Source organism: Streptacidiphilus sp. P02-A3a (assembly GCF_014084105.1).
In the GTDB taxonomy this organism is placed as follows: domain Bacteria; phylum Actinomycetota; class Actinomycetes; order Streptomycetales; family Streptomycetaceae; genus Streptacidiphilus.
In genome coordinates this window covers 6,812,253-6,835,190 of the sequence record NZ_CP048289.1, presented here as the reverse complement: position 1 = coordinate 6,835,190, position 22,938 = coordinate 6,812,253, and the positions used below count along the sequence as shown (strand labels likewise).

Here is a 22,938-nt window from a genome sequence, read left to right as displayed (position 1 = left end):
AGTTGAGGAGTTGAGATGCCGAACCTTCCGGCCACCTACGTCACGACCGCGCTGCGGGGCGGCGTCGTCAGCCTCGGCGCGTCCCCCTTCCCGCAGGACGCGCTCGGCGACGACACCGTCGTGATCAAGACCGACCACCTGGGAATCTGTCGCGCCGACACCAAGGAGATCCTCGGCTCACGCGACGTCATGGAAGACCGTGGCCCGCTGTTCGGCCATGAACTCGTCGGCGCCGTCGCCTTCGCCGGGACCGCCACCGGGTTCCAGGAGGGCGACCTGGTCACCCTCAACCCCAACATCACCCCGACCCGCACCACCGGCTTCGCCGAGTACGTCTTCGTCCACGGCACGAAGGAGCAACTGGACCAGGCCGTGGTGCGGGTACCGGAGCCGCGCCTGCGGGACGGCGTCTGGATGCCCGAGCCGTTCGCCTGCATCGTGCACGCGCTCGGGAAGCTGCTCGAACTCACGCGGCTGCCCTCGCTGCGGGGCAAACGGGTGGGCATCATCGGCGCGGGCTGCGCGGGGCTGATGTTCGCCATGTACGCCAGGCACCTCGGCGCCGTGGTCGCGGTGTTCAACCGCGGTGAGATGCGCAGCGCCTTCGCCCGGCGACAGGGGATCCTCGCCGAGGGTGAGAGCCACTCCCTGGCGGACGCCCGGACACCGGCGCAGCAGGGCAGGTTCGACATCGTGATCGTGGCGCCCACCATCGCCACGACGGAGCTCCTCGAAACCGCGGCGGGCCTGGCGGCGGACGGCGCGGTCCTGTTCGTCTACGGCGGGACCCGCAACGGCGACAGCTTCCCGGTCGGCCAGGTGAACATCGACGCCCTGCGCCGACAGGAGCGCATCGAGTCGGTGCGGTACCGGGGAAAGCGGATCCGCGTATCGGGTGCCTACGGGTGCCTCAGGCAGGACTACGAGGAGGGCTTCCGGCTGCACGCGGAGCACCCGCACGCCTTTCCGCTCGAAAAGCTCACGTCACGACGGATCAGCCTGGACGAGTTCCCGGGCCGGGTCATGGAGATCGCCGCCGGAGCGGCGGACTTCCCCGGCAAGGTCCTGATCACGATCAGTCCCGCCCGGACACCCGACCGGTGACTCCGGTCCCGCCACCGCGCGGAGTCGAATCGAGGCTTGCCTCACTCCTGCCTGCCACTGCGTGGTCGCCTCCCGGGAACCGGGGCTTCGACTGCCGGACACTTGATGGGGCCACAGTTCCCCCTGTCTCCACCACACGATCATCCGGAAGCCGACGACACGCCGCTAGTGGCCGTCCCGGGGGGTCGCGCGGACGTCCTGGTGGTCCCCGTGAAAGGCAGCGCCCTCCGCATGACCGGAAGCAGATCCCTTCCCAGCCCCTCCGCCGCTGGTGTGCGGCGCGCTCTCGCGGCCGGTGTCCTGGCAGGAGCCGCCGCCCTGGGCGCGGCCGCCCTGCCGGCCCCGGCGCACGCCGCCACCACGACCGCGTTCACCGCCGGTGACCTGGTGGTCTACCGGGTCGGCAACGGCGGCTCCACACTGGGCAGCACCTCTGTTCCGGTCTTCCTGGACGAGTACTCACCGGCCGGCGCGCTGGTGGAGTCGGTGCCGCTGCCGACGACCACCAGCGGCGGCGCCAACGAGTTCAGTGACGCCGGCAGCGCCGCCTCGGACGGTGAGCTGACGCTCTCGGCCAACGGCCAGTACCTGCTCGCGGCCGGTTACGACAGCCCGGTCGGCACCTCCAGCGTGACCTCCACCAGCGCGGTGACCATCGCCCGCGCCGCGGTTGACGGCAGCGTCGACACCTCGACCGTGCTGCCCTCCTTCGCCGCGGGCAACAACATCCGCTCCGCGGTGAGCAGCAACGGCACCGACATCTGGGTAGCGGGCGCGGCGGGCGGCATCGCCCACACCACGCTCGGCTCCTCCACCGCGACCACGCTCAACTCCAGTGACCTGAACTTCCGTCAGCTGGGGATCGCGGACGGGCAGCTCTACGCCTCGTCCAACAAGAACTCGCTGACCGTGGCCGCCATCGGCACCGGTCTGCCGACCGCCGCCGGACAGGCCGTCAGCAACCTGCCCGGCAACCCGGACTCGGGCGGCGACCCGTACAGCTACGCGCTGTTCACCCTCGGCGGCGGCTCCACCCCGGACACGCTCTACGTCGCCGACAACTCGGCCGGGAAGATCCTCAAGTTCAGCCTGACCAGCGGCTCCTGGAAGGCCGAGGGCTCGGTCAAGGTCTCCTCGGTGACCGGCCTGACCGGCACCCTGTCCGGTGGCAAGGTCGTCCTCTACGCCACCGGCAGCGGCTCCTCCGGCACCTCGGGCACGCTGTCCACGGTCACCGACAGCGCGGGCGCCGGTGCGAGCATGAGCGGCAGCGTCACCACCCTGGCCTCGGCCGCGTCGAAGACGGCCTTCCGCGGCGTGGCCTTCGCGCCCGGCACCACCGTGGTCACCGCCGCGAGCGCGCCGCCCACCGTCAGCACCCCCGAGGCCGGCCTGCCCGCCGCGATCGGCGACAGCACCAACGCGACCATGCCGGTCACCGTCGGCGACACCGCGTACGGCGCGGCCGGGGTCACCGTCACCGCGACCTCGTCGAACACCACCGTGGCGCCCGCCTCGGGCATCAGCGTCACCGGTACCGGCGCGACCCGCACGCTGGCGGTCACCCCGGCGGCGGTCGGCTACTCGACCATCACCCTGACCGCCACCGCGCCCGACGGCACCAGCGCCACCACCACCGTGGACTACGGCGTCTCGGCCGCCGTCGCCGCCGACCCGGGCGCCCGCTACTACTCCGGCGCGGGCAACGGCTCGACCATCATCGACGTGGGCGGCGGCTACATGCTCGTCGGCGACGACGAGTCCAATGTGCTGCGGCTCTACCAGGAGGGCGTCTCCGGGCCGCCGGTGAAGACCTTCGACTTCACCAGCCTGCTGCCCTACGGCAGCACCGAGATCGACATCGAGGCCGCGGCCGTGGCCGGGAACCGGATCTACTGGACCGGTTCGATGAGCAACAGCTCCAGCGGCAACCTGGAGCCCTCGCGCAGCACCCTGTTCGCCACCGACATCACCGGCTCGGGTGCGAGCACCACGCTCAGCTACGTCGGCAGCTACACCGGCCTGCGCGGCGACCTGATCAGCTGGGACCAGGACAACGGCCACGGCCTGGGCGCCAACTACCTCGGCTTCGCGGCCTCCGCCGCCTCCGGGGTCGGCGGCCACACCGCCGAGTCCTTCAACGTGGAGGGCCTGGAGTTCGCCCCCGGCAGCACCACCACCGCCTACCTGGCCTTCCGCGGCCCGCTGGAGTCCACCAGCACCCGCACCCAGGCCCTGCTGGTCCCGGTGACCAACATCAACGCCCTGGTCACCGGCGGCAACCCGGGCACCACCCACGCGACCTTCGGTGCCCCGATCCTGGACAACCTGGGCGGCCTGGGCGTCCGTGAGATCCGCAAGAACGCGAGCAACCAGTACCTGATCATCGCGGGATCCCCGGACGAGTCCTACCAGTTCGCGCTCTACTCCTGGGACGGCCAGCCGGCCGACGCCCCGGTCGCCACCCACACCACGCTGCCGGCCGGAGCGGTGGACGGCTCCTGGGAGTCCCTCGGCGCGATCCCGAACCCGCTGGTGGCGGGCAGCACGGTGTCGATCATGCAGGACAACGGTGACACCGTCTGGTACAACGACGGCCTGGACTCGAAGGACGGGATCATCCCCGACCTGCAGAAGGACCTCGGCGACAGCGTGACCTACACGCCCTGACCGGTCCACCGCACCACGTCGGGCCCGGCCCCCGGAGCCACCGGGGGCCGGGCCCGACGCGCGAGATGGACGGTGAGGTCGGCGTTGACCTCAACGGTCCCTGGCAGTACCCGGGCGATCGCGTCGTACGCCTGCTGCCGCCTCGGTCGCGGCAGTTGGAGGTAGGCCGAGACGGTCGACAGGTGGCCCAGGTAGTCGGCGGCGCTCAGGGTCAGCCGCCGCTCGATGACGGACTGCCGAACGTCGACGAACAGCCGGGACCGTCGCAGCTCCGTGCCCGGCCACCGCATCGCCGCATCCGGAGCGGTCCCGTCGGGGGACGGAACCCCGTCGCTGTCCAGGAACGGCGCCCGGGCCGTACGCACGGCCTCCTCGACAGCTGGATCAGCCGGTCCGAGCGGGCCGCCGACCGAGGCGAACACCCCCTCCGGCTCCAGGAACCCGGCCACCCGGGACCACCGCCCCTCCGGGCGGGTCCAGTGCAGTGCCGCCGCCGCAAAGACCAACCCGTAGGTCTCGCCCGGCCGCAGGTCCTCGAACGCGGCCCGGACGGTGGTCACCTTCGCGGGCACCGCCCCGCGCAGCTCGGCGAGCATGGCGGCGTCGGGCTCGGTGGCCGTGACCGCGACCCCGTGCGCGGCGAACAGGCGGGTGGCCTTGCCTGTCCCCGCGCCGATCTCCAGCGCAGTGCGAACCGGTCGGCCCGCGTACCCGAGCACCAGCTCGAAGAGCTCCTCGGGATATCCTGGCCGGAACCGTTCGTAGGCCTCCGCGTTCGCGCCGAAGCTCAGTGCACGTGTGGACATGCCGACCATCCTGGCACGAGCGGGCGGGGCACGGGTGCCCCGCCCGCTCCCGCGGGATGGATCAGCTCGGCAGCTTCCAGACCTGGTTGGCGGATCCGGTGCAGGACCAGATCTGCAACTGGGTACCGGCCGCACCGAAGCCGGTGTCGTCCAGGCACTTGCCGGAGGCGGGGTTGAGCAGCGCGCCGTCCGACTGCGGTTCCCAGACCTGCGCGCCGGTGCCGTTGCAGTCGTACAGGTCGACGGCGGTGCCGTTGGCGGTACCGGCGGCGTCGATGTCCAGGCACTTGCCGAGGACCTGGAGGGTGTTGCCGGAGGCGACGGTCCAGTCCTGGGCGGTGGTGCCGTTGCAGGTGTACACCTGGACCGGGTTGAAGTCGGCGGTCGAGGCGGAGCGGTCGTCCACGCACAGGCCCTCGTAGCCGGTGATCGGACCGGAGGCGCTGGAGCCGCCCCCGCCGCCGGTGCTGCCGCTGGTGATCTGGTTGAAGATCCGCGAGTAGGCGTAGCCGGTGGCCTTGTCGTACTCGTCGAGCTCCCAGAACGACAGCTCCTGAACGCCCTTCGACGCGGCGAAGCTCTCCAGGGTGGAGGCGTTGGCCTGGGTGAAGTTCTCGTTGTCGTCGTTCTTCCCGGCGATCGGCGTCAGCCCCTCCAGGGCGTAGCCGGCGGAGGCGGAGACCCCGTACAGGCTCGCCAACTGCGAGGCGGTGTCGGTCGAGGCGGACTCGGCGTCCGCCAGGGCGTTCTGGCCGTCACCGAAGTCCATGGTCATCAGGTTGACGACGCTGACCTTCACGCCCTCGCTCTTGGCGTTCTGCAGTACCCCGAGTTCCTCGGAGGGCAGGCCGGTCGGGTCGACCGCGAGGGTGTAGTCGACCTGGACCGAGGGGTCCTCTGCCTGGAGGGCGGCCAGGGCCTGGTTGCGGCGGGTGTTGGCCGATGAGTCGTCCAACACGCTGCCTTCGATGTCGAAGTCCAGCCGGTTGACGCCGAGGGTGTTGACCACGTTCAGGTAGGCCGCGGTGAGCGAGGAGACCGAGGTGCAGGTCTGGGCGATCTCGTTGGGAGTGGAGCCGTCGGGTGCGCCGCCGAAGGAGGGGATGACGGTGCCGCCCGCTGCCTTCAGGGTGCTGATCTGCGAGTTGTAGGCGCCCACTGAGGCGCCGCTGTCGCCCCACTCGGGGGTGCAACCGGACTGCGGCACCAGGAAGGCGAGGGTGTAGTCCTTGAGCCCGGTGGAGCCCAGGTCGGCAGCCAGGTCACCGGCGTTGCCGGAGTCGATGTACAGGTACGGCGCGGCGTAGTGGGCGGGGAGCGCCGTGGTCGCGGCCTGGGCACTGCCCGTGCCGGTGAGCGCCATACCGGCCGCGGCCAGCGGCAGCGCCGCGGCCGTCATCGTTCTTTTCGTACGGAGCCAGGACATGGTTGTTCTCCTGCGGGGGTCATGGGGGTGTGTGGCCGCGTGGGCCGCGGGCCGGATCCGGCCGTGCCGGGGCCTCCGGCGGCGAGGCACGGCGGGGGAAAATCAGAGTTGACGTAGCGTCAGACAAGCTCTGTGCGAACGGCGTTGACTGCTCAGCTGGAGATGGTCAGGCCGTAGAAGGCGACGCGCGCGCCCTTGGTGGTGCTGTCCGAGGACGACTGGTTGTAGGAACCGGCCTTGAAGTACTGCTTGTAGGCGTTGAACGAGGACGGAACGGCGTAGTGGGTGGTGCTGCCGTTGACCGTCAGATCGATCTGGCCGCCGGAGACGCCGAGCGTGTAGCTCCAGGTCTTGCCGATCGGCACCTGTCCCACGTTGTGCGTGGTCTGGCCGCCGGAGGGGGAGTTCTCCACACCGGCGACGATGTCACCGTCGGAGTGGTAGTACAGCTCGATCAGCGGCTTGGTGGACGAGCCGCCGGTGCCGAGGTGGATCTGGCCCACGCAGACGTTGGACGTCACGGAGACCACGCGCAGCGTCGCGTTCAGCGTGTGGGTGCCGCTGAGCGACCAGTCGGCGGGGGTGCCGTCGGGGTTCATCTGCCGCAACTCGGAGCGGGCGTAGTCGGAGTCGGGCGTGGTCACGCCCTTTTCCGGAGCCCAGAAGGTCATCGCCCCGTCGCGGGTGTCGGTGTAGAAGTACGAGTCCTGGTACCCGTTCGCTCCCTGGAGCTCGGAGGAGGGGATGGTGGTCGGCGAGCCGGGGGAGCCGACGGGCTCCTGCAACTCCCACACCGACAGGTTGAAGTTGCCTCCGGGGGCCACCGTGGGGGAGGCGGCGCTGGCGCTGCCGCCGGAGAGGCTGATCGTGCAGGCAATGCCCGCGGCCGTGGCGGCGGCGAGGAACGTGGAGCGGGTTCTCATCTGCGACCCTCCGTATGCCGAGTAGTGTTCATGTAGATGAACAGTGGTCTGGTCCAATCGGGTGCTAGATCTGAATAGCAGACTCTGCTGGTAGCGTCAACGTTCCTCTCTGTACGCAGGGTCAACTTGCGCAGGTCAGAGGATTTTTGACATCGATTGGAGATGCTGCGGCGCGATCGCGGGCCATGGTCGGCGGTGTGCCGCGGGCTCCGCGCGGGCAAGCGGCCAGAAGCCGAAGGTTCATGTACGTGAACGTTGGAGGGGTGGCGGGCCTCGGCCGTTACAGGCGTGCCAGCACCGGGGGGAGCTCGCGCTCCACCTGGTCGGCGAGCTCCTCGAACGAGCGGCGCAGCAAAGGCGCGACCAGGGCGGCGAGTCCCTTGAAGGTGAGTTCCGCGCGGTAGACCAGGCGGCAACCCCGCTCGTGCGCGTCGATCGTGAGGTCGTCGACCGCGACCACGGTCCGGTTCTCCCCGCGGAAGACGAGACGCCCTGGGTCACGGCGCACCAGCGCGTACTCCAGGACGGTCTCGCGGCCACGGAAGCGGGAGACGTTCCGCCAGCGCGACCCGACCAGCACCGGCCCGTGATCGAGCCGAGCGCAACGCACGGTGCCCGGGTCCCACTCCTCGGTGTGGGTGAAGTCCTGGAGGTACTCGATGACCGCTCCAGGCGACTGCGCGATCACCAGGGTTCGTACTACTTCGATCGGCATGCGTACCGCCTCGGGTCGCCGCGGTCGGGGGCCAGGTCCTGGAGGACCTCGCGGGCGGCGCGGGCTCCTGAGGCCAGCGCGCCCTGGAGTGATCCGGTGCCCCGGTGGTCCCCGCAGACGTAGCGCCCTGGCGCGATCCTGCTGGTCCGGGTGAGTGGGTGGGGCGCGGGCATGGCCGGGAGGGCCTCCTCGATCCGGTACGCGGCCACTCGCTCCCAGCGCCGGGTGGAGGTCCGGTAGAGCTCGGCGAGCCTGCGCTCGGCGGCGGCCAGCCGCTCATCGTCGGCCAGGCCCAGCAGCGAGGTCGAGACCAACGCCTGCCCGTCGGGGGCGTAGCCGGGGTGGAGGTTGCTGACCACGCTGGTGTGGAGCAGCGGGCCGTCACCGTCGACCGTCAGCACCGGCTGGTCCAGGGGGGCCCGCGGCGCCGCGTGGTAGACGGTGGTCACCGCCCGCGACGCTGCTGTGCGCAGCCCGGGCAGCAGGCGCGCCGCGGCCGTGCCCCCGGTGGCGACGACCACGGCGCGGGCCCGCAGCCGCTCCCCGGTCGCCAACTGGACGCCGTGGTCCAGGATCCCGGTCACCCCGGCCCGCAGTCGCACGGTGCCGGGCGGCAGGCCGTCCGCCAACTGCCGCGGAACCGCGCCGATGCCCTGCTCCGGCAGGCACAGCGAGCCGCGCAGCATGCTTCGCCAGACCAGGTGGAACACCCGGCTCGACGTGGTCAGCTCCCGCTCCAGGAAGACTCCGCGCAGAAAGGGCGCGACGACGCCGTCCACGAAGGGGTCACTGAGGCCCGCCCGACGCAGCGCCTCATCCGTGCTGGTGTCCGCTGCCCTCTTCAGCAGGGCGGTCGGCAGCAGCATGTCGCGGGCGCTCAGCAGGCCCAGCGCGGCCAGGTCGACCGGCCGGACGCCCGCGCGCAGCAGTGCCGCGGCCGCCTCGGGTCGGCGCGTCGGGTCGGCCATGAGCAGCCGTCGGCCGCCGCGGACGATCACGAAGCCCGGCGTGAACGCCCGCAACCGCAACGGCTTCAGGTCCAGGCGCGCCCGCACCTGGGGGTACGCGGTGTTGAACACCTGGAAGCCGCGGTCCAGCACGAAGCCGTCGACGAGGTCCGTGGCCATCCGGCCGCCGACCCGGTCCGCGGCCTCCAGGACCGCCGGAAGCAGCCCGGCGGCGGCGAGGTCGGCCGCGCAGGCCAGACCCGCCGCCCCCGCCCCGACGACCAGCACGTCCACATCCGGGTCCGTTGTCCGCGTCATAGGCCAACCATCCCCCCGGGAACGAGCGCGCGCGAATCGCGGCGTTGCCGCATCGTTTTGCCGCGGAGCCGTACCCCCGAACGGGGGACGGCGGATCACCCCGGCGGTGGGCCGGGTGCCAGGAAGACCTCGTCGGTGTAGCACCAGGCCCAGTCCTCGCCGCTCTTCAGGGTGCGCGCCAGTTCATGTCCGGGACTGGCGCGAGCGTGCGCGTAGGCGTGCTGTCCGGGCGAGCTGTCGCAGCAGCCGACATGACCGCAGGTGAGGCAGACCAGCCGGTTCACCCACTGTCCGCCCGAGGCCAGGCATTCGGCGCAACCGGCCGGGGTCGCCGGGCGCGGCAGTTCCGCGAGCGGGGGTCGGGCCTGAGCCAGGTGCGAGCAGGGACGGTCGCGGGCGGCCCCCGGCGGCCGCACCGCATGCCAGGGCAGTGGTTCGGTCATCTGCCCATCACACCCGACTCACCCGCGGATCGCCAACCTACGCCCCGCTCCGGGGTGTGGCGGGCGAAGGCCGGGACCGCCACGGCGAGGGCGGCGATGGCCGCGACGACCACCAGCGCACCCGCCAGGAGCGGACCGGCCAGCTGCCCGAACTGGTCCACGGCGGAGACGAGCGCGGAGGCGGCCGACAACTGACCCTCGGGCACCAGCCTGGCCACGGAGGCCGCGTGCGAGGGTTCACCGATGCCGAAGAACGCCTGCCGCACCGCCGACAGGACCAGGAGGACCGGCAACGAGCGCAGTCCCGCCGCCGCGCAGACGCCGACCATCGCCGACGAGTGGGTGTCGTCGTACACCTGTAGCGGGACCGCCACCGCGGTCATCTGGCTGCCGACCGTGGTCACCGCCGTCGCCGCCCACAACCGCCGGAACGCCGGAAGCCGCAGCGGCGTCGTGTCCATCGGGAAACGGCGCGGGCCGCGGGCGGTGGCGGAGATCTCGTCAGCGCGCGGCGCGGTACGACCGCGCCGGTCACCGGTCTCGGTGCTCACCGGAGGGACTCCCATTCCCGGCGGGGCAACGATCGGCACGCACCGACGCGTCACACCTGCCGCTCAAGCGGGGGGTGGACGCGTTGGCTGACGTTAACGCCTACGGACGCGACCCGGTCACGGAAACGACCTGGCCGCGCGGTGGCGCGCCAGCCCGGCGACCGAAATCCCGTCAACCGGGACCGGCGCTGTCGACCACCGGCGCCGGGGAGTGCGCCGCGTTCTGCGGGGTAGGCGGAGGGCTTGATAGAGTCGTTCGTCTTTCCGGCGACCCGGGCACGGGCTTGCCTTATCCGTCTCACAGCGAGACGGTAGCCATGCGACAACATCTGTTGTCGGCCGTCGACACAGAGGAAGGGGTCGGCCTGGCACCACCGGTGACCGGGCCTGTGATCCTTGATGACCTCCACTCCGCCCGCACCCAACCCAGCACCGTCGGCCTCGGCGGCGTCCGCCGAGACGCCGCGGCCGGCTGTCGGCGCGCCGCTGCTGCGCGCCCTGGTCGACGCCGCGGCGCCGGTGCTGGTCGTGGCCGGGAGCCCGGTCCGGGTACGGCTGCACAACAAGGCCGCGGAAGCGCTCTTCCCGGCCCTGGGCGAGAGCGACGCGTTCACCGCCGACGTGGTCGCCCCCTGGCTGGTGCGGGCGCAGGAGCAGGGCGTGGACGCGCTGGACGGTTCGGTGGCCGGACGGATGTTCCGGGCCACCGCGCAGCCGCTGCCGGGGGAGTGCACCGGCTGGCTGCTGACCGACGTCACCGCGGAACGCGCCGCCCTGCAGCGGCTGAGCGACGAGCGGATCCGCACCCAGTTCCTGGTACGGGCCTCGGCCCGGCTGCTGGCCTCGCTCAACCAGCGGCGCTGCCTGCGGGTGACCGCGGAGCTCGCCGCCGAGCAACTCGCCGACGCGGCGGTCGTGGTCACCCCCGCCCGCGGGCGCCGCGTCGCGCTGACCCGGATGGTGCGCGGTCGGCAGATCGAGGAACTGACCATCGGCGTGGACGTCGACCAGGTACCGGGGCTGAGTGACGCCCTGGCCGGATTCCCGCCGGTGCCCTCGCGCTGGGTCCACCCCGACCTCGCCCCGGCCTGGCTCGTCCCCGAGGGCTTCGGCGAACTCGGATCGCTGGTCGTCACCCCGCTGCCGGGCAGCGGTACCTCGGTCGGAGCGCTGATCCTGCTGCGCCGCGCGGGACGTCCGTGCTTCGACGACGAGGAGGAGCTCTTCGCGCGGATCTTCGCCGCCCGCGCCGGGGCCGCGATCTCGGCCGCCGTACTGTACGCGGAGCGCGCCGAGACCACCGACATCCTGCAGCGTGCCCTGATCCCCCCGGCCATCGACCGCCTCGACGGCATCGACCTGGCCAGCTCCTACCGCCCCGCCCGGGCCGCCGACCTGATCGGCGGCGACTTCTACGACGTCCACCCGCCGCTGCCCACCCCGGGCGAGGAGGACGGGCCGACCGAGACGCTGCTGATGCTCGGGGACGTGTGCGGCAAGGGCCCCGGTGCCGCGATCCTGACCGGGAAGATCCGCAACACCCTGGCCGCGCTGCGCCGCCTTGAGCCGCGCCACCGCCACCTGCTGGAACTGCTGAACGCCACCCTCCTGGACGACCGGGACGCCCGCTTCGTCACCCTGGTCCTGGCCGGAGTCACCCCGACCGACAACGGACGCCTGGAACTACGGCTGACCTGCGCCGGGCACCCCGCCCCGCTGATCATCCGGGCGGACGGCAGCGTGCACCAGGCCGCCACCCGGGGCACGCTGATCGGCGCGCTGCCCGACATCACCTCCACCACCTGGACCACGGTGCTGGAGCCGGGGGAGATGTGCCTGCTGTTCTCCGACGGTGTCACCGAGGCCCGCGGCGGCCCCAGCGGCCGGGAGATGTTCGAGGAACAGCGGCTCCGCGACACCCTGGCCGGGTGCGCCGGGATGCCGGTGGAGGCGGTGGTGGAGCGGGTGGAACTGGTCACCTCGCAGTGGCTGGGCGGTGGCGAGCACGACGACATCGCCCTGCTGGCCCTGGGCGCCCCGCGCCGCGGATCGCATCTGACGATGGTGAACGGCCACGGACGGGGCAGGTACACCGGATGAGGTGCCACTACCGGGTGGTGCCGCAGCGGAAGGCGGCTCCGGTGACCGGTCAGGCAGACACGATCGACGCCCCAACCGCGGCCGCCTGGCAACAGGACTTCTTCGCCGCACTGGCCGCCATGGACGAGTACCGGGCGGTCGACCTCGTGCTGCGGGCGCGGGACAGCGGACTGAGCGCCCAGCGGATCCTGCTGGACGTCATCGCCCCGGCGCAGGCCCTGGTCGGCGAGGAGTGGGCGGCGGCGCGGTTCACCGTGGCCCAGGAGCACGCCGCGACCGCCATCAGCGACCGCGCCATCGCCGCCCTCTCCCGCCACCGCACGACCAGCGGCCGCGGCACCCGCGGCCGGGTCACCGTGGCCTGCGTGGACGGCGAGTGGCACGCGCTGCCGGCCCGCCTGGTCGCCGAGACGCTGCGACTGCGCGGCTGGCAGGTCGACTTCCTCGGCGCCCACGTGCCCACCCCGCACCTGATCGCGCACCTGCACGCCAACGGTCCCGACGCCGTCGCGCTGTCCTGCTCGCTGGCCACCCGCCTGCCCACGGCCCACGCCACCATCGCCGCCTGCCAGGCCGCCGGAGTCCCGGTCCTGGTCGGCGGCGCGGCCTTCGGACGCCATGGCCGCTACGCGAGACTGCTCGGCGCCGACGCCTGGGCAGCGGACGCCGACAGCGCCGCGACCCGGCTGGAGGACCGGGAGGCGATGACGCCGGCCTACCGGGACCCGGCCGACCCCTTCACCGCGCTGCCGCACCTGGCCGACCAGGAGTACACCCTGCTGAGCCGTAGTCGGCGGCAGCTCGTCGAGCAGACCATGACCGGACTGCGGGAACGGCTGCCCGCCATGAGCGGCTACACCGACCAGCAGCGCGAGCACACCCGCGAGGACATCGGCCACGTCGTCGACTTCCTCGTCGCCGCCGTGTACATCGACCGGGCCGAGATACTGGCCGACTTCCTGGGCTGGACCGCCGACGTCCTGCGGGCCCGCGACGTCCCCGCGCACACGCTGCTGCCCGCCCTGGACGTCATCGCCACCCAACTGCACGATTTCCCGCGGGCGCTGGCCATCATCGACACCGGCCGATCCGCGGTGATCCAAGCCGGGGGACCCGCGCACAGCCGTACGACCGAGGACCGCGTATGAACACCACCGAACCGCTGGCGATCACCGTCCAGCACAGTGCCCCGGGACGCGTCGTGCTGACCCTCAGCGGACCGTGCGACTTCGAGACCGTCGACGACCTGCGCCAGGCCGTCGACGAAGCCCTGGCCCGGGTGCCCGCACCGCAGTGCCTCACGCTGGACTTCACCGCCGTGGACGCCTGCGACTCCTCGGGCCTGTCCGCCCTGATCTGGATCAAGCGCTGCACCGACACCGACGGCGTCCAACTCCACCTGGTCGGCCTGGACCAGCACCAGCAGCAGGTCCTGGCCATCACCGGGCTGGACCTCCACCTCGCCGACGCCCTCACCGCCCCCTGCCAGGACCACGGCGAGGAGACCGCGGCCGCCACCGCCACCTGAGCGCGACCGGGAGTCGCCCGCCCCAGGTCCCGCGGCTCCGGGCCGGTGTCGCGCGCGAGTGAGCGGGCAGGGGTGACCTGCCCCGGCAGCACGGCGGGGGAGGCGTCGAGGGTCATGGGGGCAGGATGGTGCAGGCTCTGATCGCCGGGGGTTTCGCCCTGGTGTGCGCGTTGGCCGCGCTGTGGACCGGGCAGCCGTTCCGCCGGTCGGTACTGCTGGCGCTGTCCGTGGTCTCCCTCGGATCGGCGACGGTGTCCCGGCTGGCGGTGCCGCACGGTCCGTCATGGACCGCCGCCGCCGTCGCCCTGGCGGCCACGGCTGCCGTCGGAGCGCTGGCGCTCGCGGCACTGCTGGTCGTGGACGGTCTGCTGCTGATCCGGTCACAGGGCTCCGCGCCGCCCCAGTTGGCCGCGCTGACGGCCGGTACCGGCCTGGCGGCGCTCGCCGTGCTGACCGTGCTGACCGGCTGCTGCTCCGGCGGGCACCTGGCGCTGGTGGTCTGCCTGGTCCTGGACGCACCGGCCGCGTACCTGGCGCTGCTCTTCGTCCAGTTCCTGGGGCATGCCGCACTGAGCGGGCGGCTGCGACCGCGTCGGGCCGCCGACTACGTCGTGGTCCTCGGCGCGGGCCTCGTCGACGGTGACGTCTCGCCGCTGCTCGCGGGTCGGCTGGACCGCGGTCTGAGCGTGTACCGGGCCCTGCACGCCCGCGGCTGCCGCCCGACCCTGCTCACCTCCGGAGGACGGGGACCGGACGAGGAGCGTTCGGAGGCCGAGGCGATGGCGGACTACCTCCTGGCCCGGGGCGTTCCCGGCGACCGCGTCCGCCGCGAGGACCGCTCCCGCAACACCGAGGAGAACCTCGCCAACAGCGCCCGCATCATGCGCGGGGCGGACCCGGGCTACCGCTGCACCGTGATCACCAGCGACTTCCACGCCTTCCGCACGGCCCTGCTGATGCGGCGGCTGGGCGTGCGGGGCAGCGCCGCCGGTGCCTGGACCGCGCCCTCGTACTGGTTGGCGGCGGCGCTGCGCGAGTTCGTCGCCGTCCTCTGGTTCGACCGGGCGGTCTTCCTGCCGATGAGCGCCTTCCTCGCGCTGCCCGTGGTCGCGGCGCTGCTGCGGCGGTAACCCCTGGTCCAGGAGGTGGCGTCGCGACACCGCGGGCCCGGTGGGTCGGCTCGGTATTTTTCCCGTGACTGGGGATGCTGAACATCGCCAGGTGGGGTAGAGGGCCTCGCACAGGTGCCGTAGCGCGCCGAACACGGACTTGCCGTGTCTCATCCGAATGGGGATTCCTGATGCTGTCCACCCTCCCGTCCACCACCTCGGCGCCGGGCACCGCGCCGCGCGCCCCTGAGGCCACCGGGCCGGCCCCCTCGCGCCAGGGGGCGGAGCTGTTCCCCGAGCTGGACCTGTCGGACCCGCGCAACAGCACCGGTCCGGACGCGCGGGCGATGTCCAAGGTGCTGTTCGCCCGCCTGGCGGAGCTGGAGGAGGGGACGCACGAGTACCAGTACGTGCGCAACACCCTGGTCGAGCTGAACCTCACCCTGGTCAAGTTCGCGGCCCGGCGGTTCAGGACCCGCAGCGAGCCGATGGAGGACATCGTCCAGGTCGGCACCATCGGCCTGATCAAGGCCATCGACCGGTTCGATGTCGACCAGGAGACCGAGTTCCCCACCTTCGCGCTGCCCACCATCGTCGGGGAGATCAAGCGGTTCTTCCGCGACACCAGCTGGGCCGTCCACGTCCCGCGCCGGTTGCAGGAGCTGCGGCTGACCCTGGCCCGGGCGACCGACGACCTCGCCACCGTGATCGGTCGGCCGCCGACCCCCGCCGAGCTCGCCGCGCACCTGGAGATCAGCGAGGACGAGGTCCGCGAAGGACTCGTCGCCGCCAACGGGTACACGGTCAGCTCCATCGACGCCGGTGCCCCCGGCGAGGAGGACGACGAGAGCACCTCGTTCACCGCCCGCCTGGGCGAGGTCGACCCCGGTATGGACATGGTCGTCAACCTGGAGTCCCTCAGGCCGCTCATGGCCCGTCTCGGCGAGCGCGACAAGGCCATCATCTCCATGCGCTTCGGCGCCGAGATGACCCAGTCCGAGATCGGCGCAGCCCTGGGCATCTCCCAGATGCACGTCTCACGCCTCCTCTCCCGCACCCTCGGCCAGCTGCGCGACCAGCTCCTGACCCAGGACTGACCACCCCGTCCGGACCGCTCTCCGTGGAGTGGACGCGCCGCCGGGCGGCGGCCGTTCGCTCGGCGCGGCACGGACCGGACAGCCCGTCGCTACGGTGCGGCGGTGCCCGGGCGGTCCGGTACCGGACCGCCCGGGCGCGGGAGCAGGCGGGCCAGGAACTCGGCGGCGGCGGGGACGAGCGCGTCCCCGTCGTGGGCGGCGCCGGGGACGACGTCGAGGACCGGGGCCAGGCCGTGGGCCAGCAGGTTGTCGCGCAGCAGCAGCATGCTCTCGGTGCGGTTGAGCGGCGTCAACGGGTGCGGCTGGTTGTCCAGTTCGCCGATCAGGAGCTGGACCGGGACGCTGCTCAGGGCGTCGGGTCGAACCTCGGTGCCGAACCGGTCGGGAAGGTCGGAGGTCCCCTGCGGCCAGGCGGCGGTGGGGTCGAGCAGGGTCACCCGGCCGGGGGCGCCGATGCTGGCCCCGGCCAGGCGGTCGGGGTGCAGGTAGAGGAAGCGCAGGGCGAACTGGCCGCCGCCGGAGAAGCCGTGCAGGAAGAAGCTGTCGGTGGCGATGGGCCAGCGCAGTGCCGCCTCGGCGGTCATCTCCAGGAGCAACTGGTCGAAGCGGATGCCCCGGTAGTCGATCAGCTTGTAGTTGTCGATGTCCTCGGGGTCCCCTATGGCAGCGGGGAACAGCGGGGCCAGGATGACGCACTGGTGGGTGTCGGCGAGGGCGGCGAAGGCGTCGCGGTAACCGGTCGCGTCGCGCTCGGTTCCGTGGACGGTGACCACCAGCGGGTGGGGCCGGGTGGTGTCGAGGTCGCGGGGCACGTAGAGGCAGTAGGAGAACCGCTGGTCGGCCCGGCAGGCGAACAGCGGGGTGCGTCCGGTCATCAGGTCGATGCCGGGGTGTCGCGGGTCCAGGGCCTTCAGGGCGGCCAGGGTGATCGGGCGTGAGGCGGGCACGGTTGCTCCGGTGGTGGTCGGACTGTCAGACGGCTTCGAGGGAGAGGGCGTTGGTGGGTGGTCCCAGGGCCCGGACGGTTGCGGCCAGGACGGCGAGCAGGGCGCCGCAGCCGACGTAGAGCACACCGGCGCCCAGGGCGCCCAGGGCGCCCAGGGCGCCCAGGGCGCCCAGGACGGTCAGGGCGACGAACGGCAGCACGGCGGAGACGAGGCGGGACAGGGCGTAGGTGCGTCCCAGGACGGTGTTGCGGACAGCGGTGGGGAACAGCTCCGCCGCGTAGGCGCGGGCCACGGTGGACTGCACCACGCAGGACAGCGTGGTGAGGGTGCCCGCGGCGACGATCACGGTGGGACTGGTGGCGGTGCCGAACAGGCAGCCCGCCGCACCCACGAGCAGGGTGGAGGCGATGACCAGGGTGCGGCGCTGGCAGCGCTCGCTCAGCGGGGCGAGCAGCAGCGCGCCGAGCGGGTAGCCGAACGCGGTGAGTGCGGAGTATCCGAGGGAGTCCACGACGCCGAACCCCTTGTGCAGCAGAACCAGCGGGCCGATGGAGGCGAAGCCGTAGAAGCCGACCGGTCCCAGCGCCTGCATGACGCACAGCAGCACGGTGCGGCGGCGCAGCGGGGGCGCGAGCAGCCGTGGGACGTCCGCCGGTTCGGGGTCCGCTGCGGCGGCGGATTCGTCCGGCCCGGATCCGGCCCCGGTGGCGCGCCCCGCCGGGGCCCCGGCGAGGCTCTCGATGCGTTCGAGTTCGGCCAGGGCGTCGCTGCTCCTGCCGTGCGCGGCGAGCCAGCGGGGCGACTCCGGCAGGCGCCGTCGCAGGAGCCAGATCACGACCGCGCCCAGGGCGCTGCCGATGAGCATCCAGCGCCAGCTGGGGAGTCCGGACATGGTGTGGCGCAGCCTGGAGGCGAGCACACCGGCGACGGGGACGGCGAGCATGCCCAGGGTGTAGCTGCGGATCAGCAGTCGGCCGCGGTGGGCCGCGGGCATGAGCTCGACCAGGTAGGTGTCCACCAGGGTGAGTTCGGCTCCCAGGCCGACGCCGACCAGCACCCGGAGCAGGACCAGGGCCGGTCCGCTGGGCGCGGCCGCGCAGACCAGGGCGAGGGCGGCGTAGCCGATCAGGTTGAACTGGAACATCCGCCTGCGGCCGAAGCGGTCCGCGTAACCGGAGAGCAGCAGGGCGCCGAGCATCTCCCCGGCGAACGGGGCGCCGATCAGGAGCGACTTGTCCATGGTGGTCGCGGTCCAGGAGGCCGGCAGCAGGGGGATGAGCAGGGTGCCCAGGGCCACCTCGAAGAAGTTGAAGAAGGACCCCAGGCCGACGACCGTGACCACGCGGCGGTGCCAGCGGCTCACCGGCAGGGCGTCCAGTCGTCGGGAGACCTGCCGGGCCGCCCGGGCGGCGGTCGTCGGCGGGGGCTCGGCTCCGGGCTCGGCTCCGGGCTCGGGTATGCCGACGGGTGACAGTGCGTTTCTGGGCACGGGCGTTCCCTCAGTCGCAGTCAGTGGCGGTGGTCGGGGACTTCGAGGTCGACGAGGGGGGCGTACTGCTGGCCGCCGTAGCTGTCGGAGTCGTGGATGTCGCCCTGGCGCAGGGGGCGGGGCAGCGAGACCTTGACGGCCTGGGCGCGGTCGTGGTGCACGATCAGGACCCGCGCCGGGTCGGCGCCGTAGAGGTCGGCGAACAGCTCCGGGGTGAGCAGTCCCGAGGCGCGCAGGGTCCGGTAGCTGTGTTCGTCACGGCACATGAAGTCGAAGGTCAGGACGAAGGGTCCGGCGTTCTTGGATCGGATGAGCGAGCACAGGTCGAGCAGGGTGGTCATGACGTCACCTCTTCGTGGACGGTGCGGAACATCTCGTGCGGGGTGCCGGGCACCGCGACGTGGTTGAGGGTGAACCGGTAGACCGGGCCGCGGTCGGTCTCGGGGGGCGAGAAGGGGAAGGCGACGGTGCTGGCCAGACCTTCGTACTGGGGGATGGGCAGGTGCGAGCTGGCGTGGGCGACGAAGGTCGCCACCGCGTGGGCGATGGCCTGGGTGGGGGCGGTGACCGTGATCAGGACGCCGAGCTCGTGCGGGGTCCGGTCACGGTCGGGGTCGCGGGCGCCCAGGACGGCGTCCTGGCCGTAGAGGCGGTAGTCGATGTCGACGTCGTCCGGGTCCACCCGGCCCTGGAAGACGTCGTGGATCTTCGCCCTGAAGTACGCCTGGGCCATCGGCAGGAGCGTGGGCAGCTGTTCGATGACGACGCGGTCGCGGATGCCGCCGACCGCGATGGTCTGGTAGCCGACGAGGCTGGAGCCTTCGAGCTTGACGGTGTAGGTGTCGCTGGGCCGGTAGACGGCTCCGGTGACCCGCACCCGGCGGGCGTCCAGGGCGGTGTAGACGGCGTCGGTGGTGTCGAGCACCCCGGAGGGCTCGGTGACCAGGTAGGGGTTGGCGTTCTCGTACAGGGTGTGCGCGGCCACCGAGTGCGGTGTCAGCCGGGAGTCCGGGTCCAGCGGTTCCACGTCGAAGTGGTCCGCCCGCAGGTGGACGAACAGGCCGTCGGCGCTGGGCGGGATCGCGCACGCGGCGCCGCACTCGACGGTCTTGGCCGCGTGCCAGATCAGCCCCGGGTCGGCGCCCATCACCTGCGGTACCGCGGCGAACAGGGCGGTGTCGCTGGCCCGTCCGGCCAGGACGACGTCGGCACCCTCGCGCAGGGCCGCCTGGATGGGTTCGACGCCCATCATCCCCACGACGTGACCATCGGTCAGGGTGGACCGGTCGATGGCGGGCGCCGGCTCCAGCGGACGGATGCGGCCCTGTTCGTAGCACCTGGTCAGGTACGCCGGGTCCTGGTCGGCGTAGATCAGGGCGAGTTGGAACGACAGCCCCTCCTGGGCCGCGATCTCGCGGGCGATCCCGGCGACCAGGTCGACCCCGGCGTCGCGGCCGCTGGTACCGCAGGAGCCGATGATCAGCGGCACCCCCAGGGTGTCGCGGGCCTTGAGCAGCAGCCGCAGGTCGCGGGTGACGGCCTCGCGGGAGAGCTTCGGCTCGCCGGTGCCCAGGTAGTAGGGGCCGCTGTCGGTCGAGCCCGCGTCGCAGGCGATGACGTGCGGCAGCAGGGCCACCCCGCGCTCCAGGGACTCGGGGCGGAAGCCGGCCCCGAGGGCGCCGGTCGGCGCCAGGATCCTGATCTCCATGATGGCTCTCTCCTTATAGAACATTTGCTATAGCAAGAACGCGAGACGAGGGCGCTGCCCGGTGCGGGCGGTACGCCCCTAGGCGTCCCAGCCGACGAACTCGTCCACGGCGGCGGCCGCGTGGGCGCGGGCGAGCTGTTCGGCCGTCTCGGCCTCGCGCGCGCGCAGCGCGTCGAGGATGTGCCGGTGCTGCGCGTAGCGCTGGAGCTGGCCCGGCGTGCCGCCCGCGGTGAGCTGGGCCGAGGTGATGCGCAGCCGCTCGGACCGGCTGAACGCGCGGACCTGCTCCAGGGTGCGCAGCAGCTGGGCGTTGTCGGCCGCCGCCTCCACCGCGGCGTGGAAGCCCCGGATCGCGTCGAAGGCCCGCTCCACCGTCACCGGGTCCAGCGGGCGGCCCGCGTCGTGGTCCGAGCGCAGCGTGTCGGCGGCCGCGTCGGCGACGTCGAGCAGGCGCCCCATCTCGTCCAGCTGCCGGTCGCTCGCCTTGCCCGCCGCGAACCGCGCGGCCACGCCCTCCAGGGCGGCCTCCATCGCGGCGCTCTCGACGCGCTCCTGCGGTGAGACGGTGACCACCCGCAGCGACCGCAGGCTGGTGCGCTCGACCAACTGCTCCTGCTCCAGCCGTCGCAGGGCCTCGCGGACGGGGGTGGCGCTCACGCCCAGGCTGAGTGCGAGACCACGCTCGGTGATCTTCTCCCCCCAGGGCAGTTCGCCCTTGACGATGGCCGCCCGCAGGGCCCGGTAGGCCTGGTCGGCGAGCGACTGCGAGCTGAGTTCGGGGAGAGGCATGCAGAAATTTGATATCTGCTACAGCATATTGTCAAGGGTCCGCGCGCTCACTGGTCCGACACCGCCCGGTCGGCGTGCTCCCGGTCGGCGTGCTCCCGGTCGGTGTCGGCGGTGCCGGGGAGGGTGGTGAGGGCCACCGGGATGCCGACGGCCACGATCACCGCGGCGGTGACGATGGCGAAGCGGTAGCCGTCCAGGAACGCGTGCGACTGGGTCGCGCCGCCGCGCATCGCCGCGGACTGCCGTCCGGTGAGGATCGCGCCGATGACGGTGACACCGAGCAGCCCGGACACCTCCCGGCCGGTGTTCAGGATGCCCGAGGCGGCTCCGGCCCGCTCCGGCGGCAGTACCCCGATGACCGCGCCGTTCAGCGGCATCATGGTGAAGCCGGAGCCGATGCCGAGGGCGGTGAACGCGGGCATGAGGTCCATGAAGTGCCCGTGCTCGCCGACCCGGGCGGCCAGCAGCAGTCCGACGACGATCAGCGTCAGCCCGGCGGCGACGGTGCGCGCCGCCCCGAACCGGCGGGAGACCGGGGCGGCGATCGACGCGGTGACCGCCATCAGCAGCGCCATCGGGACGAACGAGGCGCCCGCCCGGGTGGGCGAGAAGCCCAGCACGTTCTGCAGGTACATCGCGGTGAAGAAGTACACGCCGATCAACCCGAAGCCCCACAGGACCAGCGCGGTGTTGCCGCCGCTGAACACCGCCGAGCGGAACAGCGACAGGTCCAGCATCGGGTCGGCGGCGCGGGCCTCGACCGCCAGGAGCACCACGAGCGCCGCCGCGGCCAGGGCGAACGCGGACAGGATCAGCGGCGAGGACCAGCCCCGGTCATGGCCCTCGATGAGCGCGTAGGTGAGCGAGAACAGCATCACCGCCGAGGAGAGCAGCCCGGGGAGGTCCAGCGTCCGACGGGTGACCGGACGTCGCGCGGGCATCGAGTACGCGGCGACGGCGATGGCGGCAAGGCCGATCGGCACGTTGATCAGGAAGATCCAGCCCCAGCGGACGTGCTGGCTGATGAAGCCGCCGGTCAGGGGGCCGAGGGCGAGCGAGAGGGCGCCTGCCGCCGAGGATATCCCGATCGCGCGGGCCCGCTCCCTGGCGTCGCTGAAGGTCTCGGAGATGATCGCCAGCGTCGACGGCATGGTCATCGCCGCGCCGACCCCCTGCAGCGCCCTGCCGACGATCAGCACGGTCTCGTCGTCGGCCAGCCCGCTCAGCAGCGACGCCCCGGTGAAGACCGCCAGGCCGGTGAGGAACATCCGGCGCCTGCCGTAGATGTCCGACAGGCGCCCGCCGACCAGCATCAGGCCGGAGAACACCAGGATGTAGGCACTGACGATCCACTCCAGGCCGGAGAGCGAAACGTGCAGCTCGCGCTGGATGGACGGGAGCGCGACATTGACCACGTTGTTGTCGAGGAAGGTCATGAACGACGCCAGCGAGACACCCACGAGGGTGCCCCAGCGCCTGGACTGCTGTGGCACGGCATTCTCCTGTACAGCGTTATTGTACGGCGTATAGTTGCGGCCTTCAGGAAATCCTGTATGCCGTACAGTTGTCAACCGGAGGTGGGTGGTGGAACCGAAACTCAGCCGGGACACGCTGGTGGACGGGGCACTCGGGCTGCTCGACGCCGAAGGCATGGAAGCGCTGACCATCCGGCGGCTGGCCCAGTCGCTCGGGTACACGCCCATGGCGGTCTACTGGCACGTCAAGAACAAGGACGAACTGCTCCTGGCCGTCTCCGAACGCCTGTGGAGCCTGGCCGCCGTCGACAACGATCCCGACCTCGAACCGCTGGACCAGCTCCGCTCGATGTTCGCGTCGATGCTGTCCGCGCTGCGCGCCCACCCGCAGGCCACGCCGCTGCTCACGCGGACCGGCGCGGGGTACAACAAGGCGTGCTTCGACGTCACCGAGGCCACCCTGGAGATCTTCCACCGGCTGGGCTTCCCCCCCGACCAGGCCGCCCACCTCAGCATCCAGGCGCTGTGGACCCTGATCTCCCTGGTCGGCAGCGAACCGGGAGCACCGCAGCCCGGCCTCAGCGCCGAGGAGCAGGCCGAGAAGGAGCGCGGCAGGCGGGCCACGCTCCTCTCCCTCGACCCGGCCCGCTACCCGCACACCATCGCCGCCGCCCCGGCCCTCACCAACTGCGAGCAGTCGGAGGCCTTCTACCGGCTCGGCGTCGAGGTCTTCCTCGCCGGTGTGGCCCGCCTCGCCGAGTCGCAGCCGGCGAGCGGTCGCTGACCTCGGCCC

At 72.2% G+C, this 22,938-nt stretch carries 21 protein-coding genes; 8 read left to right on the top strand and 13 right to left on the bottom strand.

Annotated features, from left to right (window positions below; translation table 11 throughout):
- Nucleotides 1-15: 15 nt before the first annotated feature.
- Both GXP74_RS28820 and GXP74_RS28815 read left to right on the top strand, forming a co-directional pair.
- On the top strand, nucleotides 16-1,104 hold the full coding sequence (locus GXP74_RS28820; RefSeq protein WP_182454165.1) for a medium chain dehydrogenase/reductase family protein: 1,089 nt from the start codon (nucleotides 16-18) through the stop codon (nucleotides 1,102-1,104).
- A gap of 231 nt (nucleotides 1,105-1,335) precedes the next feature.
- A complete protein-coding gene (locus tag GXP74_RS28815) occupies nucleotides 1,336-3,774 on the top strand; it encodes a hypothetical protein (protein WP_182454164.1) in 2,439 nt (812 codons plus the stop codon).
- On the opposite strand, the gene GXP74_RS28810 is transcribed toward GXP74_RS28815, so the two are convergent.
- From GXP74_RS28810 to GXP74_RS28780, 7 genes are all read right to left on the bottom strand, one after another.
- Nucleotides 3,762-4,580: a trans-aconitate 2-methyltransferase gene (locus GXP74_RS28810; RefSeq protein WP_182454163.1), complete on the bottom strand. Its 819-nt coding sequence runs from the start codon at nucleotides 4,578-4,580 to the stop codon at nucleotides 3,762-3,764. The genes GXP74_RS28815 and GXP74_RS28810 overlap by 13 nt on opposite strands.
- 61 nt (nucleotides 4,581-4,641) lie before the next feature.
- Complete coding sequence (locus GXP74_RS28805) at nucleotides 4,642-6,006, bottom strand: ricin-type beta-trefoil lectin domain protein (protein ID WP_182454162.1); 1,365 nt, start codon at nucleotides 6,004-6,006, stop codon at nucleotides 4,642-4,644.
- Between the two features lie 152 nt (nucleotides 6,007-6,158).
- Nucleotides 6,159-6,929: a polysaccharide lyase family 7 protein gene (locus GXP74_RS28800; RefSeq protein WP_182454161.1), complete on the bottom strand. Its 771-nt coding sequence runs from the start codon at nucleotides 6,927-6,929 to the stop codon at nucleotides 6,159-6,161.
- A 280-nt stretch (nucleotides 6,930-7,209) separates the two neighbouring features.
- Nucleotides 7,210-7,644, bottom strand: a complete 435-nt coding sequence (locus GXP74_RS28795; protein ID WP_182454160.1) for an SRPBCC family protein — start codon at nucleotides 7,642-7,644, stop codon at nucleotides 7,210-7,212.
- Nucleotides 7,629-8,909 carry an NAD(P)/FAD-dependent oxidoreductase gene (locus GXP74_RS28790; RefSeq protein ID WP_182454159.1) on the bottom strand — a complete coding sequence of 427 codons (1,281 nt, stop codon included), beginning with the start codon at nucleotides 8,907-8,909 and terminating at the stop codon, nucleotides 7,629-7,631. The genes GXP74_RS28795 and GXP74_RS28790 overlap by 16 nt, the downstream gene beginning before the upstream one ends.
- A gap of 95 nt (nucleotides 8,910-9,004) precedes the next feature.
- On the bottom strand, nucleotides 9,005-9,352 hold the full coding sequence (locus GXP74_RS28785) for a UBP-type zinc finger domain-containing protein (protein WP_182454158.1): 348 nt from the start codon (nucleotides 9,350-9,352) through the stop codon (nucleotides 9,005-9,007).
- On the bottom strand, nucleotides 9,349-9,903 hold the full coding sequence (locus GXP74_RS28780) for an MFS transporter (RefSeq protein WP_182454157.1): 555 nt from the start codon (nucleotides 9,901-9,903) through the stop codon (nucleotides 9,349-9,351). The genes GXP74_RS28785 and GXP74_RS28780 overlap by 4 nt, the downstream gene beginning before the upstream one ends.
- A gap of 399 nt (nucleotides 9,904-10,302) precedes the next feature.
- Between GXP74_RS28780 and GXP74_RS28775 the strand changes: the two genes are divergently transcribed.
- From GXP74_RS28775 to GXP74_RS28755, 5 genes are all read left to right on the top strand, one after another.
- On the top strand, nucleotides 10,303-12,003 hold the full coding sequence (locus GXP74_RS28775; protein ID WP_182454156.1) for a PP2C family protein-serine/threonine phosphatase: 1,701 nt from the start codon (nucleotides 10,303-10,305) through the stop codon (nucleotides 12,001-12,003).
- 119 nt (nucleotides 12,004-12,122) lie between these two features.
- Nucleotides 12,123-13,151: a B12-binding domain-containing protein gene (locus tag GXP74_RS28770; protein ID WP_255528269.1), complete on the top strand. Its 1,029-nt coding sequence runs from the start codon at nucleotides 12,123-12,125 to the stop codon at nucleotides 13,149-13,151.
- Nucleotides 13,148-13,531 carry an STAS domain-containing protein gene (locus GXP74_RS28765; protein WP_182454154.1) on the top strand — a complete coding sequence of 128 codons (384 nt, stop codon included), beginning with the start codon at nucleotides 13,148-13,150 and terminating at the stop codon, nucleotides 13,529-13,531. Before GXP74_RS28770 ends, GXP74_RS28765 begins: the two co-directional genes overlap by 4 nt.
- A 125-nt stretch (nucleotides 13,532-13,656) precedes the next feature.
- Entirely contained in the window at nucleotides 13,657-14,661 is a 1,005-nt protein-coding gene (locus tag GXP74_RS28760) for a YdcF family protein (protein WP_182454153.1), read from the top strand.
- Nucleotides 14,662-14,831: 170 nt separating this feature from the next.
- Nucleotides 14,832-15,737 carry an RNA polymerase sigma factor SigF gene (locus GXP74_RS28755; protein ID WP_182454152.1) on the top strand — a complete coding sequence of 302 codons (906 nt, stop codon included), beginning with the start codon at nucleotides 14,832-14,834 and terminating at the stop codon, nucleotides 15,735-15,737.
- Between the two features lie 89 nt (nucleotides 15,738-15,826).
- On the opposite strand, the gene GXP74_RS28750 is transcribed toward GXP74_RS28755, so the two are convergent.
- The 6 genes from GXP74_RS28750 to GXP74_RS28725 all read right to left on the bottom strand — a co-directional run bounded on the left by GXP74_RS28750 (nucleotide 15,827) and on the right by GXP74_RS28725 (nucleotide 22,163).
- Nucleotides 15,827-16,684, bottom strand: a complete 858-nt coding sequence (locus GXP74_RS28750) for a hypothetical protein (protein ID WP_225448267.1) — start codon at nucleotides 16,682-16,684, stop codon at nucleotides 15,827-15,829.
- Nucleotides 16,685-16,709: 25 nt separating this feature from the next.
- Entirely contained in the window at nucleotides 16,710-18,173 is a 1,464-nt protein-coding gene (locus tag GXP74_RS28745; RefSeq protein WP_225448266.1) for an MFS transporter, read from the bottom strand.
- Nucleotides 18,174-18,193: 20 nt separating this feature from the next.
- Nucleotides 18,194-18,514, bottom strand: a complete 321-nt coding sequence (locus GXP74_RS28740) for a DUF4387 domain-containing protein (RefSeq protein ID WP_182454151.1) — start codon at nucleotides 18,512-18,514, stop codon at nucleotides 18,194-18,196.
- The gene (locus tag GXP74_RS28735; RefSeq protein ID WP_182454150.1) at nucleotides 18,511-19,881 is read right to left on the bottom strand and encodes an acyclic terpene utilization AtuA family protein; all 1,371 of its coding nucleotides are present in this window, start codon (nucleotides 19,879-19,881) and stop codon (nucleotides 18,511-18,513) included. Before GXP74_RS28735 ends, GXP74_RS28740 begins: the two co-directional genes overlap by 4 nt.
- A 78-nt stretch (nucleotides 19,882-19,959) precedes the next feature.
- Nucleotides 19,960-20,670, bottom strand: coding sequence for a GntR family transcriptional regulator (locus GXP74_RS28730; RefSeq protein WP_182454149.1), 711 nt, complete (start codon nucleotides 20,668-20,670; stop codon nucleotides 19,960-19,962).
- 47 nt (nucleotides 20,671-20,717) lie between these two features.
- Complete coding sequence (locus GXP74_RS28725; RefSeq protein ID WP_225448265.1) at nucleotides 20,718-22,163, bottom strand: MFS transporter; 1,446 nt, start codon at nucleotides 22,161-22,163, stop codon at nucleotides 20,718-20,720.
- A gap of 91 nt (nucleotides 22,164-22,254) precedes the next feature.
- Here GXP74_RS28725 and GXP74_RS28720 point away from each other — a divergent pair, with 91 nt between their 5' ends.
- On the top strand, nucleotides 22,255-22,929 hold the full coding sequence (locus GXP74_RS28720; RefSeq protein WP_225448264.1) for a TetR/AcrR family transcriptional regulator: 675 nt from the start codon (nucleotides 22,255-22,257) through the stop codon (nucleotides 22,927-22,929).
- Nucleotides 22,930-22,938 lie beyond the last annotated feature (9 nt).

Bases quoted from the DNA above. Each gene is read 5' to 3' on its own strand.
- GXP74_RS28820 (WP_182454165.1), top strand. From the start codon at position 16: ATGCCGAACCTTCCGGCCACCTACGTCACGACCGCGCTGCGGGGCGGC.
- GXP74_RS28790 (WP_182454159.1), bottom strand. From the start codon at position 8,909: ATGACGCGGACAACGGACCCGGATGTGGACGTGCTGGTCGTCGGGGCG.
- GXP74_RS28760 (WP_182454153.1), top strand. From the start codon at position 13,657: ATGGTGCAGGCTCTGATCGCCGGGGGTTTCGCCCTGGTGTGCGCGTTG.
- GXP74_RS28765 (WP_182454154.1), top strand. From the start codon at position 13,148: ATGAACACCACCGAACCGCTGGCGATCACCGTCCAGCACAGTGCCCCG.
- GXP74_RS28775 (WP_182454156.1), top strand. From the start codon at position 10,303: ATGACCTCCACTCCGCCCGCACCCAACCCAGCACCGTCGGCCTCGGCG.
- GXP74_RS28730 (WP_182454149.1), bottom strand. From the start codon at position 20,670: ATGCCTCTCCCCGAACTCAGCTCGCAGTCGCTCGCCGACCAGGCCTAC.
- GXP74_RS28805 (WP_182454162.1), bottom strand. From the start codon at position 6,006: ATGTCCTGGCTCCGTACGAAAAGAACGATGACGGCCGCGGCGCTGCCG.
- GXP74_RS28810 (WP_182454163.1), bottom strand. From the start codon at position 4,580: ATGTCCACACGTGCACTGAGCTTCGGCGCGAACGCGGAGGCCTACGAA.
- GXP74_RS28815 (WP_182454164.1), top strand. From the start codon at position 1,336: ATGACCGGAAGCAGATCCCTTCCCAGCCCCTCCGCCGCTGGTGTGCGG.
- GXP74_RS28735 (WP_182454150.1), bottom strand. From the start codon at position 19,881: ATGGAGATCAGGATCCTGGCGCCGACCGGCGCCCTCGGGGCCGGCTTC.
- GXP74_RS28785 (WP_182454158.1), bottom strand. From the start codon at position 9,352: ATGACCGAACCACTGCCCTGGCATGCGGTGCGGCCGCCGGGGGCCGCC.
- GXP74_RS28755 (WP_182454152.1), top strand. From the start codon at position 14,832: ATGCTGTCCACCCTCCCGTCCACCACCTCGGCGCCGGGCACCGCGCCG.
- GXP74_RS28800 (WP_182454161.1), bottom strand. From the start codon at position 6,929: ATGAGAACCCGCTCCACGTTCCTCGCCGCCGCCACGGCCGCGGGCATT.
- GXP74_RS28740 (WP_182454151.1), bottom strand. From the start codon at position 18,514: ATGACCACCCTGCTCGACCTGTGCTCGCTCATCCGATCCAAGAACGCC.
- GXP74_RS28770 (WP_255528269.1), top strand. From the start codon at position 12,123: ATGGACGAGTACCGGGCGGTCGACCTCGTGCTGCGGGCGCGGGACAGC.
- GXP74_RS28795 (WP_182454160.1), bottom strand. From the start codon at position 7,644: ATGCCGATCGAAGTAGTACGAACCCTGGTGATCGCGCAGTCGCCTGGA.